Origin of the sequence: uncultured Tateyamaria sp., from assembly GCF_947503465.1 — a bacterium.
Classification (GTDB): domain Bacteria; phylum Pseudomonadota; class Alphaproteobacteria; order Rhodobacterales; family Rhodobacteraceae; genus Tateyamaria.
Genome location: NZ_CANNDN010000001.1, coordinates 2,375,985 through 2,392,031 on the forward strand (window position 1 = coordinate 2,375,985; position 16,047 = coordinate 2,392,031).

Consider the following 16,047-nt stretch of genomic DNA (forward strand, 5'->3'; position numbering starts at 1 on the left):
GATCATGCTCGAAGGAATCCTGATCGGCCTACAAACGGCCTTCTCCCTCCAGAACCTGCTCATGGTCATCGGCGGCTGCCTGATCGGCACGTTCATCGGCATGCTTCCGGGCCTCGGGCCGATGTCGATCATCGCCATCATGATCCCCGTCGCCATCTCGCTTGGCGACCCCTCCGCCGCGCTCATCCTTCTTGCAGGCGTCTACTACGGCGCGATCTTCGGCGGCTCGACCTCCTCCATCCTGCTGAACGCGCCGGGGGTCGCCGGCACGGTCGCGACCAGCTTTGATGGCTATCCCATGGCGCGCGATGGCAAGGCCGGCAAGGCGTTGACCATCGCCGCCATCGCGTCTTTCTGCGGTGGGTCCATCGGGGCGATCCTGTTGATGATCTTTGCGCCGATGCTGTCATCGGTCGCACTGCTCTTCCACTCCGCCGAATACTTCGCGCTGATGGTCGTGGGCCTGTCGGCCATCGCTGCCTTCGCGGGCACGGGCCAGGTGGCCAAGGCCATCATGATGACCCTGCTGGGCCTGATCATGGCAACGGTGGGCGAAGGTGCGCTGTTCAACATGCCGCGCTTCACCATGGGGCTGATGGACCTGCAATCCGGCTTCGCTTTCATCACGCTTGCCATGGCAATGTTCGCCCTGCCCGAGGCACTCTTCCTCGTCATGGATCCGGCGCGATCGAAGTCCGGTAAGTCCGGCGACATCAAGGACCTGCGGATCACGCGGGCCGAGGCCAGGTCCATCGCGCCGGTCATTGGCCGCCAGTCCCTGCAGGGATTTTTCATCGGTGTCCTGCCGGGCGCGGGTGCCACCATCGCGTCCTTCCTGGGCTACGCGGTCGAACGCAACATCGCGCCCGAGAAGGAAAAGCAGGAGTTCGGCAAAGGGTCCATCAAGGGCCTCGCCGCACCCGAGACTGCCAACAACGCGGCCTGTACGGGCTCGTTTGTTCCGTTGCTTACCTTGGGCATCCCCGGCTCGGGCACGACGGCCATCCTGCTGGGCGCGCTCATCGCGCTGAACGTTACGCCCGGCCCGCGCCTGATGGTCGATGATCCACAGATCTTCTGGGCTGTCATCATATCGATGTATATCGGCAACCTGGTCCTGTTGATCCTGAACCTTCCGCTGATCCCCTACATCGCGAAAATCCTTGCGGTGCCGCGCAATTTCCTGATCCCCTTCATCCTCTTCTTCACGCTGATGGGGGCGTATATCGGGCAGAACAACGCGACCGAATTGTTGCTGCTCGTGGGTTTTGGCATCTGTGCCACGATCCTGCGCTTTGCCGACTACCCGCTGGCCCCGCTGCTGATCGGCTTTATCCTCGGCGGGATGCTCGAGGACAACTTCAGCCGCTCCATGCAGCTTTACGATGGCGTCAGCTTTATCTGGGAACGGCCCATGACGCTGGGCCTGTTGGTCATCGCGGCCCTTCTGGTGATCCTGCCCAGCTACCGCGCGCGGCGGGCGCGGCTGCGAGCGCAAGGGGTGGCGGATGGGGATTGAGGCCGGGGATGGTGGGCAGATTGCCCACCCTACGCCCCTGAATGGGGTCCGGGTTCTTGATTTGACCAATGTCCTGGCGGGACCGTTCTGTTGTCACCAACTGGCCCACATGGGGGCCGAGGTGATCAAGGTCGAAGCGCCGGGACGCGGGGACCTGGCGCGCCAACTGGGCGCTGATCCCGAGCTGAATGCGCAGGGGATGGGCGTGTCGTTCCTTGCGCAGAACGCGGGCAAGAAGTCAGTCACGGTGAACTTCAAGCACCCGGATGGCAAAGCGCTGTTTTTGCGGCTTGTTGAAACGGCGGACGTGGTGGTCGAAAACTTTCGCCCCGGCGTGATGGACCGCTTGGGCCTTGGCTACGAGGCTCTGAAACAACACAAACCAGATCTGATCTATTGCGCGATTTCCGGGTTTGGTCAGGACGGACCGTGGGTGGACCGCCCGGCGTATGATCAAATCGTTCAGGGTGTGTCCGGGGTCATGTCGATCACCGGGGATGGCGACAGTGCCCCCTTGCGCGTCGGTTACCCGGTTGCGGACACGGTGGGTGGCATGACGGCGGCCTTTGCGGTGGCGGCCGCACTTAACGCCCGTCCCCGCGGGGCGTTCATTGATTGTTCAATGTTGGAGAGCGTGCTGGCGACCATGGGCTGGGTTGTGTCGAACCACATGATTGCCGGTGTCGACCCTTCGGCCCATGGAAATGAAAACCCGACCTCTGCCCCGTCGGGTGCGTTTCAGACGGGCGACGGGTTGATCAACATTGCGGCCAACAAGGATGAACAATGGGTTCTGTTGACTGATTTCCTTGGGCTGAAAGCGCTGCGCGACCGCGCGGAGTATGCCACGCGGGAAGATCGAAAACGGAACCGTATGGCGCTGCGAGACGATATTGAAGCGGCGTTGACCGACTGGTCCGCGCGTGACCTTGCGCGGGCGTTGAACGCGGTTGGTGTCCCAGCCGGGGCGGTGATGTCCGTGCCCGAGATCCTGACCCATCCGCAGGTGGCAGGCCGGGGGTTGATGACACGCTATGCCGATGTGCCGGGTGTTGGGCGCGACATCGACGTCGTCAATACCGGGGTCAAAATGAACGGCGCGCCGTTGACGGTGCCGACGCCGCCGCCGCAGCTTGGACAACACGGGGCGGAGGTGTGGGGTGCGCTTGGGCTGAGTGACCACGACATCGGGGCCTTGGCCAAAAAGGGGGCGATATGAGCGACGTGTCAGACTGGTGGAGCACCGACATCATCGACATGGCCCCGGGTCAGATCAGGATGCGCGGACATCCGATTGAGGACCTGATCGGGGCGGTGAGTTTTCCGCAAATGATCTGGTTGATGACGCGGGGCGGCCTGCCGTCCGAGGCGGAGGCCAGATTGCTTGAAGCTGCTTTGGTGGCCGCCGTGGATCATGGTCCGCAGGCCCCGTCGATTGCGGCGGCACGGATGGCCGTGACCTGTGGTTTGCCGTTGAACGGCGCGATGGCGTCTGCCGTGAACATGCTGGATGACGTGCATGGCGGGGCCGGGGAACAGGCGGTCACACTGTATGCGCGCGTGAGTGCGTCGGACGATCCGGTGCCCGATGTGCTGGATGCCTGGCGCACCGACCACGGGCCGTTCATACCCGGCTTTGGCCACCGGTTTCACAAACCTGTCGATCCGCGTGCACCACGGTTGCTGACGCTTGTGGACGAGGCAGCCGCGGTTGGTACCGTGTCCGGTCGTTTTGCGGGGATCGCCCGTGAAATCGAGGCCGCATTGGCCGACGAAAAGGGCAAGCCCGTGCCCATGAATATCGACGGCGCGACGGCTGTCATCTTTGCGGAACTGGGGTTTCCCGCCGCGTTGGCGCGGGGCCTGTTTTGCCTGTCACGCAGCGTCGGCATTCTATCCCACGCTTACGAACAGCAACAGCAGGGGGGTCGAAACAAGGGGCCGACCCCGCCCGGCTATCGTTGGACCTATACCGGACCTCGTCCCATCGAAGATTAGCGGCCCATCCAACCCCCATCGACCAGCATGACGTGACCGTGCATGTAAGCCGACGCGTCGGAGGCAAGGAAGACGGCGGGACCTTTGAAGTCGTCCGGTTTGCCCCACCGGCCCGCCGGGATACGCTCCAGTATGGACTTTGAGCGCACCGGGTCGCTGCGCAATGCCTCGGTGTTGTCGGTGTCGATATAGCCGGGCGCGATGGCGTTCACGTTCACACCCTTGCCCGCCCATTCGTTGGCAAAGGCCATGGTGAGTTGCCCGATGCCCCCCTTGGACGCGGCATAGCCCGGCACGGTGATCCCGCCCTGAAACGTGAGCAGTGACGCGGTGAAGATGATCTTGCCCGCGCCGCGTTCGACCATGGTTTTGCCGACCTCCCGCGTGAGGATGAACTGGGCGTTCAGGTTCACCTCGATCACCGTGTCCCACATGTCGTCGGGGTGATCCGCCGCAGGTGTGCGCAGGATGGTGCCCGCGTTGTTGATCAGGATGTCGATTTGCGGATGGTCGGAGAGGACCTGGGCCGCGAAGGATTTGACCGCGGCGCGATCAGAGAAGTCGCAAGCGTATGGCGTGAAGGTGCGACCCATGGCTTCGACCTTTTGCTGGACATCCGAGCCGGCGGCAAGCGTCGCGCTGACGCCGATGATGTCTGCGCCCGCTTCGGCCAGCGCCTCGGCCATGCCGCGTCCGATGCCGCGTTTGGCGCCTGTCACAAGGGCGGTCTTGCCCGCAAGGTCGAAACTGTCGAGAACGGTCATTGCAGGCCCTCCGTCACGCGGATCATGGATTTCATCGCGTTCGGGTTCTCGGTCAGGGATTTGAACGCCCCTTCGATATCGTCCAGCGCCCGAATGTCGGTGATAAACGCGTCGCAATCGACGACGCCCCTGGCGAGCAGGTCCATGGCCTTGTCGTAATCCTTGGGCCGGTAGACACGCGCGCCGATCAGGTCCAGTTCGCGCCAGAAGAACTGGAACATGTCGATCTGCGGTTTGGTGGCGTGGATCGCGACCATGACGATGCGCCCGCGTGTGGCGGCGGCAGCGGTCATCAGGTCGACACCGGGCTGGCTGCCCGACACTTCGAACACCACGTCAGCGCCTTTGCCGCCTGTCGCCTCGTGCATGGCCTGAGCGACGTCGGTGGTCTTGGGGTCCATCGTGGTGAACCCGATCTTTTGCGCAAAGGCGAGGCGGTTGTCGTTAATCTCGGCCACTGTCACATTTGCGCCTGCGTGACGCGCCGCCATGGCAACCAGCATGCCGATGGGGCCGCCGCCGATGACAAGCACGTCTTCGCCCGGTTGCACCTTGCCACGGTCCACGTCGTGGACGGCCACGGCAAGCGGTTCGATCAGGGCGGCGTGGGACAGGTCGAGGTCCGCAGGCAGGACATGGACGGTGTGGGCCGGGACGTTCCATTTCTGCTGAAACGCCCCATCGCTGTCGATGCCGATGAATTTGAGGTTGTGGCAGATGTGCTGGTGGCCGGCCGTGCAGGCGGGGCACTGGCCGCAGTGATCAAGGGGGCGCACAACGATCTTCTGGCCCGGCGCGAGGCCATCGACGCCGTCACCTGTGGCAGAGACAACGCCCGACATCTCGTGCCCGATGGTGCGTTCAAATCCGACGCGCCCGTCCATGTGACCAAGATAGATGTGCAGGTCCGTGCCGCAGATTCCACAAAAGGCGACATCGATCTGCACCTGGCCGGGCCCAGGGGGCGGGGTGTTCACCGCCTCGACCGAGAAGTGTTTGTCGCCGCGATAAAATGCCGCCTGGTGCGTCATGATGTGTCCCCTATTCCTTGTGCCGCGACATTGGACCGGAGGCGAAGGCGCGATCAAGGGTGGCGGTGAATTTCGTTAAACCGGAATCTCAAGACTTGGCGAGCAGGGCCTTGGCGGCATCCACGATCCCGGCGGTCGAGGGCAGGGTGGCCGCGTAAGCAGGGCCTGTCGCGATAAAGCAGTCTTCGGCGGTCAGGCGGGCGAAACGGGCCAGCTTCGCCTCGGCCAGAAGGGTCATGAGCGCCTCGGATTGGCTGCCGGTGCGGCGACATTCATCTACGATCAGGGTCGCGTCGCAGGTGCGTGCCTGATCAAGGATCGCATCGGTGGCAAGCGGCGCCAGCCAGCGCAGGTCGACGACGCGGGTGGCGATACCATCGGCGTTCAGATGCTTTGCGGCTTGTTCAGACAGGTACCTGCCATTGCCGTAGGTGAGGATCGCAAGGTCGGTGCCATCTCCGCTGACACCGATGTCGCCCAACCCGATCCTTTCGTCGGGGGTGGGGTAGGTGGACATCCATGCCTTGTCCCCGTCGTCGTGCAGGTCGCGCATGGGATAGAGGGCGATGGGTTCGACAAAGACGACAACACGCTGGTCTTCGCGGGCAAGGCGCACCGCCTCGCGCAGCATTTTGGCCGCATCGTCCCCGCGTGAAGGGCAGGCAATGATCAGGCCGGGGATGTCGCGCAGGACGGCAAGGGAGTTGTCGTTGTGGAAGTGCCCGCCGAACCCGCGTTGATACCCAAGGCCCGCGATGCGCAGGACCATCGGATTGGCATACTGCCCGTTCGAGAAGAAGGGGAGCGTGGCCGCTTCGCCCCGCAGCTGATCCTCTGCGTTGTGGAGATAGGCGAGGAACTGGATTTCGGGGATCGGGACAAAACCGTTATGGGCCATGCCGATGGCGAGGCCGAGGATCGATTGTTCATCCAGCAGCGTGTCGATGACACGGTGGGGGCCGAAGCGGGATTGCAGCTTTTGGGTGGCGCCGTAGACGCCGCCTTTGCGTCCGATATCCTCGCCTGCCATGACCAGTTCGGGGTGTTCGAGCATGAGGTCGGTGAGCGCCCACGAAATGAGTTTGCTCATCACTTGCGGCTCCGACAGGGCCTTGAGGTCACTGCCGAAAGCGGCTTCACGCGCTTTGGGTGTTGGGCCATTGGTGGGGGTACAGGCACGAACGGGCGGCATGAGGCTGGCGCTTACATCGCTGGCGTTCCGCAGACGCGGGCGTTTGGTGGCCTTGGCAGCCAACGCGGCGCACTCTGCGCCAGTCTCTTCGTAGATACCCAGCGCCTTGGCTGGCGTACACGCGCCGCTGTCGCGCAGCAGGCGGGTTGTGTGCAAAAGCGGATCATTGGCCTCGTCCGCCTCGATCTGCGCCTTTCCGCGATAGGTGGCTTCGACGTCGGACCCGGCATGACCATACAGCCGGACAGTGCGGATGTGCAGAAAGGCCGGGGATTTGTGACGCCGGACATGGGCCGCCGCCTTTGCCGCGACTTCGGCAGTTTCCGCAACATTCAGACCGTCACAGGCGAAGTAGGTGAGGCCGGGTTTTTGTGCGAAGTTGGCGGCGATCCAGCCCGACGGCGTCGGGGTCGAGATGCCGATGCCGTTATCCTCGCACACAAACAGCAGGGGCAATGGCACGTTCTGAAAGCTGGTCCAGCAGGCCGTGTTGATGGCCCCCTGCGCCGTGGAGTGGTTGGCCGAGGCATCCCCGAAACTGCACATGACGATGCTGTCGTCCGGCAGGTGCGCGTGTTCGGGACGCGCGCGTTTGGCAAGGCCGATGGAATAGGCCGCCCCGACCGCCTTTGCCAGGTGACTGGCAATGGTCGAGGTTTGCGGCGGGATGTTCAGCGCCTTTGACCCGAGCACCTTGTGACGACCGCCGGACATGGGGTCATCGGATGACGCCGCAAAGCTGAGCAGGATGTCCCAGGCAGGGGTTTGGTTCGGCACCTGGCCTGCGCGTGCGATCTGGAACGCCGCGTCGCGGTAGTGCAGGAACGCCATGTCGGTGGGGCGCAGGGCGTGGGCGACGCCCGCCATCCCCTCGTGCCCGCTGGACCCGATGGTGTAATACCCCTGCCCCGCCTTTTGCATGGCCCGGCTGGTCCGGTCGAGTTGGCGGGACAGGCATTGCGCGCGGTAGAGCGTCAGAAGCGTTTCGCCGTCCATTTCCCCGGCGCCGGAGCCGTCCGGCAAGTCGTTGGCCGTGAGCCGCCGGTGGAAGTTGTCGTGAACGATGGCGGCGCGATCCATGGGGTAGGTCCGATATGCTGGAGGTCAGTCCAGCCATAGAACAGCGCCTGTGCAGGATCGTCCAGCGGACAATAAAAGCGTTACGAATTTTTACAACATATACCAAATTGTGTAACATTAATCATTGATCGGAATCAGCGACCGCTCTATTTTCCATGTAGGAGGAGTTTCATGGACGCATGGATTTGTGACGCGCAGCGCACGCCCATCGGGCGCTATGGCGGGGCCTTGTCCGGTGTGCGCGCCGACGATCTGGCGGCGGCACCGATTGCTGCGCTGGTGGCCCGGACCCCCGATCTGGATTGGGCGCGCGTCGATGATGTGATCCTGGGCTGCGCCAATCAAGCGGGCGAAGACAATCGCAATGTCGCCCGGATGGCCGGATTGCTGGCCGGTCTGCCCGTGGATGTGCCGGGGATCACCGTCAACCGCCTGTGTGCGTCGGGCATGGATGCCGTGGGCATGGCCGCGCGCGGGATCAAGGCGGGCGACATGGACATGGTCATCGCCGGTGGGATCGAAAGCATGAGCCGCGCGCCTTTCGTCATGCCCAAGGCGGAGGCCGCGTTTAGCCGTGCCAATCAGGTCTATGACACAACCATCGGGTGGCGGTTCGTGAACCCGAAGATGAAAGCGGAACATGGCATCGATTCCATGCCGCAGACCGCCGACAACGTGGCAGCGGACTGGCAGGTTGCGCGTGAGGCGCAGGACGCCTTTGCCGCGCGGTCGCAGGCCCGGTGGGCGGCGGCGCACGAGGCTGGAGTTTTTGCGGAAGAGATCGCGCCGGTGACCATTCCGCAGCGCAAGGGCGATCCGGTTGTGATGGACACGGACGAACATCCGCGTCCGGGCACATCTGCTGAAAAGCTGGCGGGCTTGCGCGGGATCAACGGGCCGGACCTGACGGTGACAGCCGGAAACGCATCGGGCGTGAACGATGGGGCGGCTGCGCTGCTGATCGCCTCGACCGAGGCGGCGCAGGATCTGTCGCCCATGGCACGAATTGTGGGCATGTGTGCCGCTGGGGTTGAACCGCGTGTCATGGGGATTGGGCCGGTGCCTGCGTCTGAAAAGGTGTTGAACCGGGCGGGTCTGAGCATCGATCAGATGGACGTGATCGAATTGAACGAGGCGTTTGCATCACAAGGGCTTGCGACGCTGCGCAGCCTGGGTGTCGCGGATGATGATCCGCGCGTGAACGCGCAAGGCGGGGCCATCGCAATCGGCCACCCGTTGGGCATGTCGGGCGCACGGCTGGTGATGACCGCCGCCTATCAGTTGAAACGAACCGGTGGCCGCTATGCGCTGTGCACCATGTGTGTGGGCGTGGGGCAAGGGGTTGCCATGGTACTTGAAAGGGCTTGAGACGATGTATGCGCAGATGATCAAATCCGAAGCGTCGCAGGACGATCCCGAGAAACTGGCCGCCTTTCAGGCCCGCATCGATGCGGGCGACAAGATTGAGCCGAAGGACTGGATGCCCGACGGCTATCGCAAGACCCTGATCCGCCAGATCGGTCAGCACGCCCATTCCGAGATTGTCGGTCAACTGCCCGAAGGCAACTGGATCACCCGCGCGCCCACGCTGGAGCGCAAGGCGATCCTGCTGGCGAAGGTGCAGGATGAGGCGGGGCATGGGCTGTACCTGTATTGCGCGGCCGAGACGTTGGGTGTGTCCCGCGATGAGCTGACCGGGATGCTTTTGGATGGCCGGATGAAGTATTCGTCCATCTTCAGTTACCCGACCCTGACATGGGCGGATATGGGCGCAGTGGGCTGGTTGGTCGATGGTGCTGCGATCATGAACCAGGTGCCGTTGCAGCGCACCTCTTATGGCCCCTATGCCCGATCGATGGTGCGGATCTGCAAAGAGGAATCATTCCACCAGCGGCAGGGGTTCGACATCATGATGAAGATGGCGAACGGAACAGAGGCGCAGAAGCGGATGGCGCAGGATGCGCTGAACCGGTTCTGGTATCCATCGCTGATGATGTTCGGCCCGTCGGACAGCGAAAGCGTGCATTCAGAGCAGTCGATGCGCTGGAAGATCAAGATGAATTCCAACGACGAGCTGCGCCAGAAATTCGTGGATCAGACGGTGCCGCAGGCGGAATACCTGGGCCTGACGATCCCGGACGAGACGCTGGCCTGGAACGAGGAAAAGGGCGGGTACGACTTTGCCGAACCGGACTGGTCCGAGTTCTTTGACGTGCTGAAGGGCAACGGCCCCTGTTCGGTCGAGCGGACCGAGGCGCGGCAGAAGGCATGGGACGATGGCGCGTGGGTGCGCGAGGCGCGGATGGCGCACGCGGCGAAGAAGCAGGCGGCGAAGGTGGCTGCGGAGTAAACATGTCCGAAATCACCCCTCTTCCAGATGAGATAGCTACGGCTGTTCAAGGAAATGTGCAGCTTGTCCGGGACGAACTGTTGAAGCAGGCAGGTGTGGCGCAGGACGACTGGCCAAGCGCCGTCATGTACCTGTCGGGTTTTCTAGATCGACAGCGCGAACACGCAGATGCGTCCAACGCAAGTCGGTTGGCCCAGACAATTGGCTGCTACCTAGGCGAAGCAATAGTGCGACATTACGGCGGTAGATGGATGCTGAATGAAGCAAACGGAGTTGGAATCGACATCGACGGGTTGCATGCTTTTCCCCTGAACAAGGCCGCAAAACACCTACAGAACGGGAGCGAAGACAACATCAACAGCTTTTTTTCGGTGATCCCGAAGTTATTGGAACAGCGGAAGGAGCGGAAGCAATGACCAAGCAGGAGTGGCCCCTTTGGGAAGTGTTCATCCGCGGCCAGCACGGGTTGTCGCACCGGCATGTCGGATCCCTGCACGCGACCGACGCTGAACACGCAATCCAGAACGCGCGCGACGTCTATACCCGTCGCAAGGAAGGCGTCAGCATCTGGGTGGTGCCTGCGGCTGACATCACCGCCTCGTCCCCTGATGACAAGGGGTCGCTCTATGACCCAGCGGATGACAAGGTGTACCGCCACCCGACATTTTTCGACATCCCGGACGATGTGGGGGCGATGTGAGTATCGCGGGCCTCATACGCATGGGCGACAACACGATGGTTCTGGGCCAACGTGTGTCGGAATGGTGTGGGCATGCGCCCGCGCTTGAGGAAGACATCGCGCTGGCAAACACGGCGCTGGACCTGATCGGGCAGACGCAGTTGTGGCTGGGCCTCGCGGCAGATCGCGAGGGCGCGGGGCGTACCGCAGACACGCTCGCCTACCACCGCGATGCGTGGGACTTTCGGAACCTGCTGCTGGTCGAACAGCCGAACCGGGACTTTGGCGTCACGATGATGCGGCAGTTCCTGTTCGATGCGTGGCATCTGGAGGCGCTGAAAGCGCTTGCGGCGCATGATGATACAGAAATTTCTGCCATTGCTCAGAAGTCGGTGAAAGAGGTCACGTATCATCGCGAACGCTCCTCCGATACCGTCATCGCCCTGGGCGATGGGACCGAGGAAAGCCAGAGGCGCATGCAATCCGCGCTGGATCGGTTGTGGCCCTATGTGGGCGAGATGTTCAGCACGGACGCGGATGATCTGGTGGACATGGCTGCCCTTCGCCCTGCGTTTGACGCTTTTGTAGAGCCTGTTTTGGCAGAAGCGACGCTGACAGAACCCGACAGCGACTTTGCACATATAGGTGGCAAGACAGGTGCCCGGCATACCGAACACCTAGGCCACATGTTGGCCACCATGCAGGTACTGCCGCGCAGTTATCCGGACGCGACATGGTGACGACACTGCCATCAACCCAGGACGTATGGGCATGGCTGGCGGACGTGCCGGACCCGGAAATCCCGGTGATCTCTCTGGTCGATCTGGGCATTATCCGCGACGTGCAGTGGCAAGGTGAGACACTGGAAGTGACGGTGACGCCCACCTATTCCGGCTGCCCTGCCACCGCGATCATCAACATGGAGATCGAGGCGGCGTTGCGTGCCAGGGGCATCGAAAACCTGTCTCTAAAAAGGCAAATTGCGCCGCCCTGGACCACAGATTGGATGACGGACGCTGGCAAGGCCAAGCTGGAAAGCTATGGCATTGCGCCCCCGCAGGCGGCGGGTGGACCCAGGCACTGTCCACATTGCCAATCGACCCGGGTGGAAAAGATCAGCCAGTTCGGATCAACCCCGTGCAAGGCGCAATGGCGCTGCACCGACTGCCTGGAACCCTTTGACTATTTCAAGTGCATTTGAAGGAGCCATTGCCATGCCTGACGTAACCGCAACCCCCAAGGACGTCATCGAAGCCTATATCAAGGGAACGGCCACCCGCGATATCGCACTGCTGAAAACCATCTTTCACGCGGACGCGGTGATGACAGGATGGCTTGGCCCCGATCTGCTGCACGGCGGACCCGAGCCGTTCTATGGCGCACTGGAAGCGAATGAGGTCGGTGACGACTACTCCGCCGGAATCACCGCATTGCAGGTCGATGACCGGATTGCCACCGCATCAATCGAGGAACGCAACCTGCTGGGCATGTCCTTTGAAAACCATTTTCAGATGATCCAGCTGGCGGATGGCACCTGGCGCCTGTCGGCCAAGCTGTTCCGGCACTTCTGACTCAACTTCCGATGGCGCAGTTTCATCCCCTGACCGTGACCGACATTCACCGCACCATTCGCGATGCGGTGGTTTTGACGCTGGAGCCCGACAACCCGGACGCGTTTCGCTTTGTTCAAGGCCAGTACCTGACATTCAAACAGGATTTCGACGGAACCGAACTGCGCCGCAACTATTCGATCTGTGCGGGCCTGGATGACGGCAAGTTGCAGGTTGGGATCAAGCGCGTCGATGGCGGTGCGTTTTCCACCTTTGCCAATACGGAATTGCGGGTGGGCGACACCCTGAACGCGATGCCGCCGATGGGGACGTTTCACACGGACATAGAACCTGACAGGGCCAAATCATATCTTGGCTTTGCCGGCGGGTCAGGGATCACGCCCGTTCTGTCGATCCTGAAAACCGTGTTGGCACGTGAACCGGACAGCACCTTCACCCTCGTTTATGCCAACCGGGCCGTGCACACGATCATGTTCCGGGAAGAGCTGGAGGATCTGAAGAACCGTTACATGGGGCGGCTGACCCTGATCCATGTGCTGGAAACCGGGCAGGACATCGACCTTTTTTCGGGCCGTGTGGACCAGGACAAATGCGCGCTGCTGTTCAAGTCGTGGATCAATGTCGGGGCGGTCGATACGGCGTTTATTTGCGGACCCGAGCCGATGATGCTGGCGATTGCCGAAGCGCTTGAGGCGCATGGCCTGTCTAAGGATCAGATCAAGTTCGAACTGTTTGGGGCAGGCCAGCAGGGCCGCCTGGCGAAGAAGGCGGTGACCGCGCGGGCCGAAGGTGCACCAGACACCACTGTAAAGATTACCCTGGATGGCACGACGCACCAGATCGAGATGCGCAAGGATTCGTCCGTGCTAGAGACTGCATTGGACAATGCGCTGGATGCCCCCTTTGCCTGCAAGGCCGGTGTCTGTTCGACGTGCAAGGCCAAGGTGACGGACGGCGAGTACGAGATGCTGACCAATCATGCTTTGGAAGATTACGAGGTGGAGGCCGGGTTTGTCCTGACCTGCCAGTGCTATCCGATCAGCGACACGCTGAGCATCGACTACGATCAACACTAGGGGGGCGTCATGCGCCAGGTTCATTCATTTGCCGCCGGGATCTGGGTGCCGCCCGGTGCGGGCGCGCGGGCCATTTCCAGCGCCATCACCGGCGATGTGATCGCCGAGGCCGGGAACGATGGCCTGGACGTGCACGGCATGCGTACCTATGCGCGCGATGTCGGCGGCCCTGCCTTGCGCGCGATGACGTTTCATGACCGGGCGCGCATGCTCAAGGCGCTGGCCCTGCATCTGAAGGCGCATCGACAGACGCTCTATGACCTCAGCTTTGACACCGGCGCCACGCAGTCCGATCACCTGATCGATGTGGATGGCGGGATTGGCACGATGCTCGTGTTCGCGTCCAAGGGGCGGCGCGAGATGCCGGATGCACAGGTCTATCTGGACGGCACGCCCGAGCAGTTGGGGCGTGCGGGGCAGTTTCTTGGCCAGCACATCTGCACCCCGTTGCACGGTGTCGCGCTGCATATCAACGCGTTCAATTTCCCCGTCTGGGGGATGCTGGAGAAGGTGGCACCGACCCTGCTGGCGGGTGTGCCGGCCATTGTTAAGCCTGCCACGGCGACGTCCTATGTGACCGAGGCCTGCGTGCGCCTGATGATCGACAGCGGGTACCTGCCCGACGGGGCGTTGCAGCTGGTTTCGGGTGGCGTAGGCGATCTGCTGGACCACATGGATTGCCAGGATGTGGTGACCTTTACCGGCTCCGCCGATACGGCGCGCAAGCTACGCGGCAATGCCAACCTACTGAACAACGCGGTGCGGTTCACGGCCGAACAGGACAGTTTGAACGCCTCGGTCCTTGGGCCCGACGCGGTGCCGGGCACGCCCGAATTCGATCTGTTCGTCAAGGAGGTTCAGCGCGAGATGACCGCCAAGGCAGGCCAGAAATGCACCGCCATCCGCAGGATCATGGCGCCTGCGGCCCAAGTGGATGCGGTGATTGCGGCAGTGCGCGCGCGTTTGGAAGGTGTGACCATTGGCGACCCGCGGGACGAGGCCACTCATATGGGTGCACTTGTCTCTAACCCGCAGAAAAACGACGTTCTGGACAAGGCCGCACAGATCGGCACCGAGGCGGAGCGGGTGTTTGGTGATCCCGGCGATTTTGCGATGTCAGACAGCAAGGGCGCGTTTGTGCCGCCCATGCTGTTCCATTGTGCCGACCCGGACGCTGCGCAGGCCGTGCATGATATTGAGGCCTTTGGCCCGGTGTCCACCATCATGCCCTACCGCGATCTGACCCATGCCGCCGGGCTGCTGAACCGGGGCAAGGGGTCGCTTGTGGCGTCGGTCATCACGCGGGATGGCGATGTTGCGCGCGCGATCACCATGGCATCTGCGGCATTCCACGGTCGGCTGTACTTCAACAATCGCGACAGCATGGCCGAGGCGACGGGACACGGTGCACCGCTGCCGCATATGGTGCACGGCGGACCGGGCCGGGCTGGCGGCGGCGAGGAATTGGGCGGCATTCGCGCTGTCAAACACTATATGCAGCGCACCGCGGTGCAGGGCAGTCCCGACATCCTGACATCAATTGGCCGACGCTGGGTGCCCGGCGCGGCCGAGGCCACGGAAAAACCCCACCCCTTCACGCGCGTCTTTGGTGATCTGGCCCTGGGCGACACGTTTCACAGCCCGTCGCGCAAGGTCACGCTGGACGACATCGAAACCTTTGCCCATTTCACCGGCGACACGTTCTATGCCCATATGGATGATGCGGCCGCCAGGGCGAACCCGTTCTTTCCGGGGCGTGTTGCGCATGGCTATCTGCTGCTCAGCTTTGCGGCGGGGCTGTTTGTACAGCCGGATCCGGGGCCTGTGCTGGCGAATACCGGCCTCGACTCCTTGCGGTTTATGAAGCCGGTCGAGGCGGGCGACAGCATCAAGGTCCGTCTGACGGTCAAGGCCAAGACGCCGCGCAATGATGACTATGGCGAGGTGCGCTGGCACGTGACCCTGACCAACCAGGACGACGAGGCGGTGGCCGAATACGAGCTGCTGACGATGAATGCCGACTGACGCCTACACCCAGGCATTGCGCAGTCTGAGCGATCTGGGCCCAATGCGTGTTTGGTCCCTGTTAGTGACTGTTTTTGGTGATCTGGCGCCGGATCGACCACTGAAAGGGCCGACCCTGTCGGCAATCATGGCAGAGATCGGGATCAAGCCGGAAGCGTCGCGTGTCGCCCTGCACAGGTTGCGCAGCGATGGGTGGATCGTTTCGGAAAAACAGGGGCGCACCAGCTTGCACGCGCTGACGCACAAGGGGCAGTCGGACAGCGACGCCGCGCGGCGACGGATCTATGGCGACATCCATGCCCGGGATGCGGTGCTGTTTCTGACCACAACACCGGTTGATCTGGACTCGACCCGATTTGCCCAGATTGCGCCGCGCGTCTTTATGGCAGCACAAGACGCCCCTGCCCCGCAGAACGCGATACGCCTGATACCCGACAGCCTGCCCACCTGGCTGGGCGCGCAGATCGAAACGGATCAGATGCGCGACGCGTACAAATCCCTGCACGCCGTTCTGACCGACATCACCGAAGAATTGGCGGACGACCTGACCGCGCTGGAAACCGCGGCATTGCGGGTTTTGATCGTGCATGGCTGGCGACGTCTGACATTGAAGCATCCCGATCTGCCCCGCGCCGCGCATTCCGCAGAGTGGCGCGGCCATGACTGCCGAATGCTGGTTGCCGGACTGCTTGCCCGCTATCCGCGTCCTGATCTGGATACGATCAAACCTGCCTAAACCACGCTTTCCCAACGCCTATTCGC

The 16,047-nt window shown here is 62.5% G+C and carries 16 protein-coding genes; 13 read left to right on the forward strand and 3 right to left on the reverse strand.

What is annotated here, in order from left to right; translation table 11 throughout:
- The first annotated feature begins 4 nt into the window (after positions 1-4).
- From Q0844_RS11845 to Q0844_RS11855, 3 genes are read left to right on the forward strand one after another with little or no spacing between them, the layout of a single operon-like run.
- Positions 5-1,519, forward strand: coding sequence for a tripartite tricarboxylate transporter permease (locus tag Q0844_RS11845; RefSeq protein ID WP_299044979.1), 1,515 nt, complete (start codon positions 5-7; stop codon positions 1,517-1,519).
- On the forward strand, positions 1,509-2,738 hold the full coding sequence (locus Q0844_RS11850) for a CoA transferase (protein WP_299044981.1): 1,230 nt from the start codon (positions 1,509-1,511) through the stop codon (positions 2,736-2,738). Before Q0844_RS11845 ends, Q0844_RS11850 begins: the two co-directional genes overlap by 11 nt.
- Positions 2,735-3,517: a citryl-CoA lyase gene (locus Q0844_RS11855; RefSeq protein ID WP_299044983.1), complete on the forward strand. Its 783-nt coding sequence runs from the start codon at positions 2,735-2,737 to the stop codon at positions 3,515-3,517. The genes Q0844_RS11850 and Q0844_RS11855 overlap by 4 nt, the downstream gene beginning before the upstream one ends.
- On the opposite strand, the gene Q0844_RS11860 is transcribed toward Q0844_RS11855, so the two are convergent.
- The 3 genes from Q0844_RS11860 to Q0844_RS11870 all read right to left on the reverse strand — a co-directional run bounded on the left by Q0844_RS11860 (position 3,514) and on the right by Q0844_RS11870 (position 7,584).
- On the reverse strand, positions 3,514-4,281 hold the full coding sequence (locus tag Q0844_RS11860; protein ID WP_299044985.1) for an SDR family oxidoreductase: 768 nt from the start codon (positions 4,279-4,281) through the stop codon (positions 3,514-3,516). The genes Q0844_RS11855 and Q0844_RS11860 overlap by 4 nt on opposite strands.
- Positions 4,278-5,312 carry an alcohol dehydrogenase catalytic domain-containing protein gene (locus Q0844_RS11865; RefSeq protein ID WP_299044986.1) on the reverse strand — a complete coding sequence of 345 codons (1,035 nt, stop codon included), beginning with the start codon at positions 5,310-5,312 and terminating at the stop codon, positions 4,278-4,280. The genes Q0844_RS11860 and Q0844_RS11865 overlap by 4 nt, the downstream gene beginning before the upstream one ends.
- 88 nt (positions 5,313-5,400) lie before the next feature.
- Positions 5,401-7,584 carry a thiamine pyrophosphate-dependent enzyme gene (locus tag Q0844_RS11870; protein ID WP_299044987.1) on the reverse strand — a complete coding sequence of 728 codons (2,184 nt, stop codon included), beginning with the start codon at positions 7,582-7,584 and terminating at the stop codon, positions 5,401-5,403.
- A 171-nt stretch (positions 7,585-7,755) separates the two neighbouring features.
- On the opposite strand from Q0844_RS11870, the gene pcaF reads away from it, so the two are divergent.
- From pcaF to Q0844_RS11920, 10 genes are read left to right on the forward strand one after another with little or no spacing between them, the layout of a single operon-like run.
- Entirely contained in the window at positions 7,756-8,952 is a 1,197-nt protein-coding gene (gene pcaF / locus Q0844_RS11875) for a 3-oxoadipyl-CoA thiolase (protein WP_299044989.1), read from the forward strand.
- A 4-nt stretch (positions 8,953-8,956) separates the two neighbouring features.
- Entirely contained in the window at positions 8,957-9,934 is a 978-nt protein-coding gene (gene paaA, locus Q0844_RS11880; RefSeq protein WP_299044991.1) for a 1,2-phenylacetyl-CoA epoxidase subunit PaaA, read from the forward strand.
- Between the two features lie 2 nt (positions 9,935-9,936).
- Positions 9,937-10,350 carry a hypothetical protein gene (locus tag Q0844_RS11885; protein WP_299044993.1) on the forward strand — a complete coding sequence of 138 codons (414 nt, stop codon included), beginning with the start codon at positions 9,937-9,939 and terminating at the stop codon, positions 10,348-10,350.
- Positions 10,347-10,634 carry a 1,2-phenylacetyl-CoA epoxidase subunit PaaB gene (gene paaB, locus Q0844_RS11890; protein WP_299044995.1) on the forward strand — a complete coding sequence of 96 codons (288 nt, stop codon included), beginning with the start codon at positions 10,347-10,349 and terminating at the stop codon, positions 10,632-10,634. The genes Q0844_RS11885 and paaB overlap by 4 nt, the downstream gene beginning before the upstream one ends.
- 20 nt (positions 10,635-10,654) lie before the next feature.
- Positions 10,655-11,353, forward strand: a complete 699-nt coding sequence (gene paaC / locus Q0844_RS11895; protein ID WP_299044996.1) for a 1,2-phenylacetyl-CoA epoxidase subunit PaaC — start codon at positions 10,655-10,657, stop codon at positions 11,351-11,353.
- Positions 11,347-11,814, forward strand: a complete 468-nt coding sequence (paaD, locus tag Q0844_RS11900; RefSeq protein WP_299044997.1) for a 1,2-phenylacetyl-CoA epoxidase subunit PaaD — start codon at positions 11,347-11,349, stop codon at positions 11,812-11,814. The genes paaC and paaD overlap by 7 nt, the downstream gene beginning before the upstream one ends.
- Before the next feature lie 13 nt (positions 11,815-11,827).
- On the forward strand, positions 11,828-12,184 hold the full coding sequence (locus Q0844_RS11905) for a nuclear transport factor 2 family protein (RefSeq protein WP_299044998.1): 357 nt from the start codon (positions 11,828-11,830) through the stop codon (positions 12,182-12,184).
- Between the two features lie 11 nt (positions 12,185-12,195).
- Positions 12,196-13,260, forward strand: coding sequence for a 2Fe-2S iron-sulfur cluster-binding protein (locus tag Q0844_RS11910; protein WP_299044999.1), 1,065 nt, complete (start codon positions 12,196-12,198; stop codon positions 13,258-13,260).
- 9 nt (positions 13,261-13,269) lie between these two features.
- On the forward strand, positions 13,270-15,285 hold the full coding sequence (paaZ, locus tag Q0844_RS11915; protein ID WP_299045001.1) for a phenylacetic acid degradation bifunctional protein PaaZ: 2,016 nt from the start codon (positions 13,270-13,272) through the stop codon (positions 15,283-15,285).
- 43 nt (positions 15,286-15,328) lie between these two features.
- Positions 15,329-16,021 (forward strand): PaaX family transcriptional regulator C-terminal domain-containing protein, encoded by a 693-nt coding sequence (locus tag Q0844_RS11920; protein WP_299045002.1) that lies wholly within the window; start codon positions 15,329-15,331, stop codon positions 16,019-16,021.
- The last annotated feature ends 26 nt before the right edge of the window (positions 16,022-16,047 follow it).

Coding starts and splice junctions, on each gene's coding strand:
- pcaF (WP_299044989.1), top strand. CDS start 7,756: ATGGACGCATGGATTTGTGACGCGCAGCGCACGCCCATCGGGCGCTAT.
- Q0844_RS11855 (WP_299044983.1), top strand. CDS start 2,735: ATGAGCGACGTGTCAGACTGGTGGAGCACCGACATCATCGACATGGCC.
- Q0844_RS11860 (WP_299044985.1), bottom strand. CDS start 4,281: ATGACCGTTCTCGACAGTTTCGACCTTGCGGGCAAGACCGCCCTTGTG.
- Q0844_RS11905 (WP_299044998.1), top strand. CDS start 11,828: ATGCCTGACGTAACCGCAACCCCCAAGGACGTCATCGAAGCCTATATC.
- Q0844_RS11850 (WP_299044981.1), top strand. CDS start 1,509: ATGGGGATTGAGGCCGGGGATGGTGGGCAGATTGCCCACCCTACGCCC.
- Q0844_RS11845 (WP_299044979.1), top strand. CDS start 5: ATGCTCGAAGGAATCCTGATCGGCCTACAAACGGCCTTCTCCCTCCAG.
- Q0844_RS11885 (WP_299044993.1), top strand. CDS start 9,937: ATGTCCGAAATCACCCCTCTTCCAGATGAGATAGCTACGGCTGTTCAA.
- Q0844_RS11920 (WP_299045002.1), top strand. CDS start 15,329: ATGCGTGTTTGGTCCCTGTTAGTGACTGTTTTTGGTGATCTGGCGCCG.
- Q0844_RS11865 (WP_299044986.1), bottom strand. CDS start 5,312: ATGACGCACCAGGCGGCATTTTATCGCGGCGACAAACACTTCTCGGTC.
- paaA (WP_299044991.1), top strand. CDS start 8,957: ATGTATGCGCAGATGATCAAATCCGAAGCGTCGCAGGACGATCCCGAG.
- paaC (WP_299044996.1), top strand. CDS start 10,655: ATGGGCGACAACACGATGGTTCTGGGCCAACGTGTGTCGGAATGGTGT.
- Q0844_RS11870 (WP_299044987.1), bottom strand. CDS start 7,584: ATGGATCGCGCCGCCATCGTTCACGACAACTTCCACCGGCGGCTCACG.
- paaZ (WP_299045001.1), top strand. CDS start 13,270: ATGCGCCAGGTTCATTCATTTGCCGCCGGGATCTGGGTGCCGCCCGGT.
- Q0844_RS11910 (WP_299044999.1), top strand. CDS start 12,196: ATGGCGCAGTTTCATCCCCTGACCGTGACCGACATTCACCGCACCATT.
- paaD (WP_299044997.1), top strand. CDS start 11,347: ATGGTGACGACACTGCCATCAACCCAGGACGTATGGGCATGGCTGGCG.
- paaB (WP_299044995.1), top strand. CDS start 10,347: ATGACCAAGCAGGAGTGGCCCCTTTGGGAAGTGTTCATCCGCGGCCAG.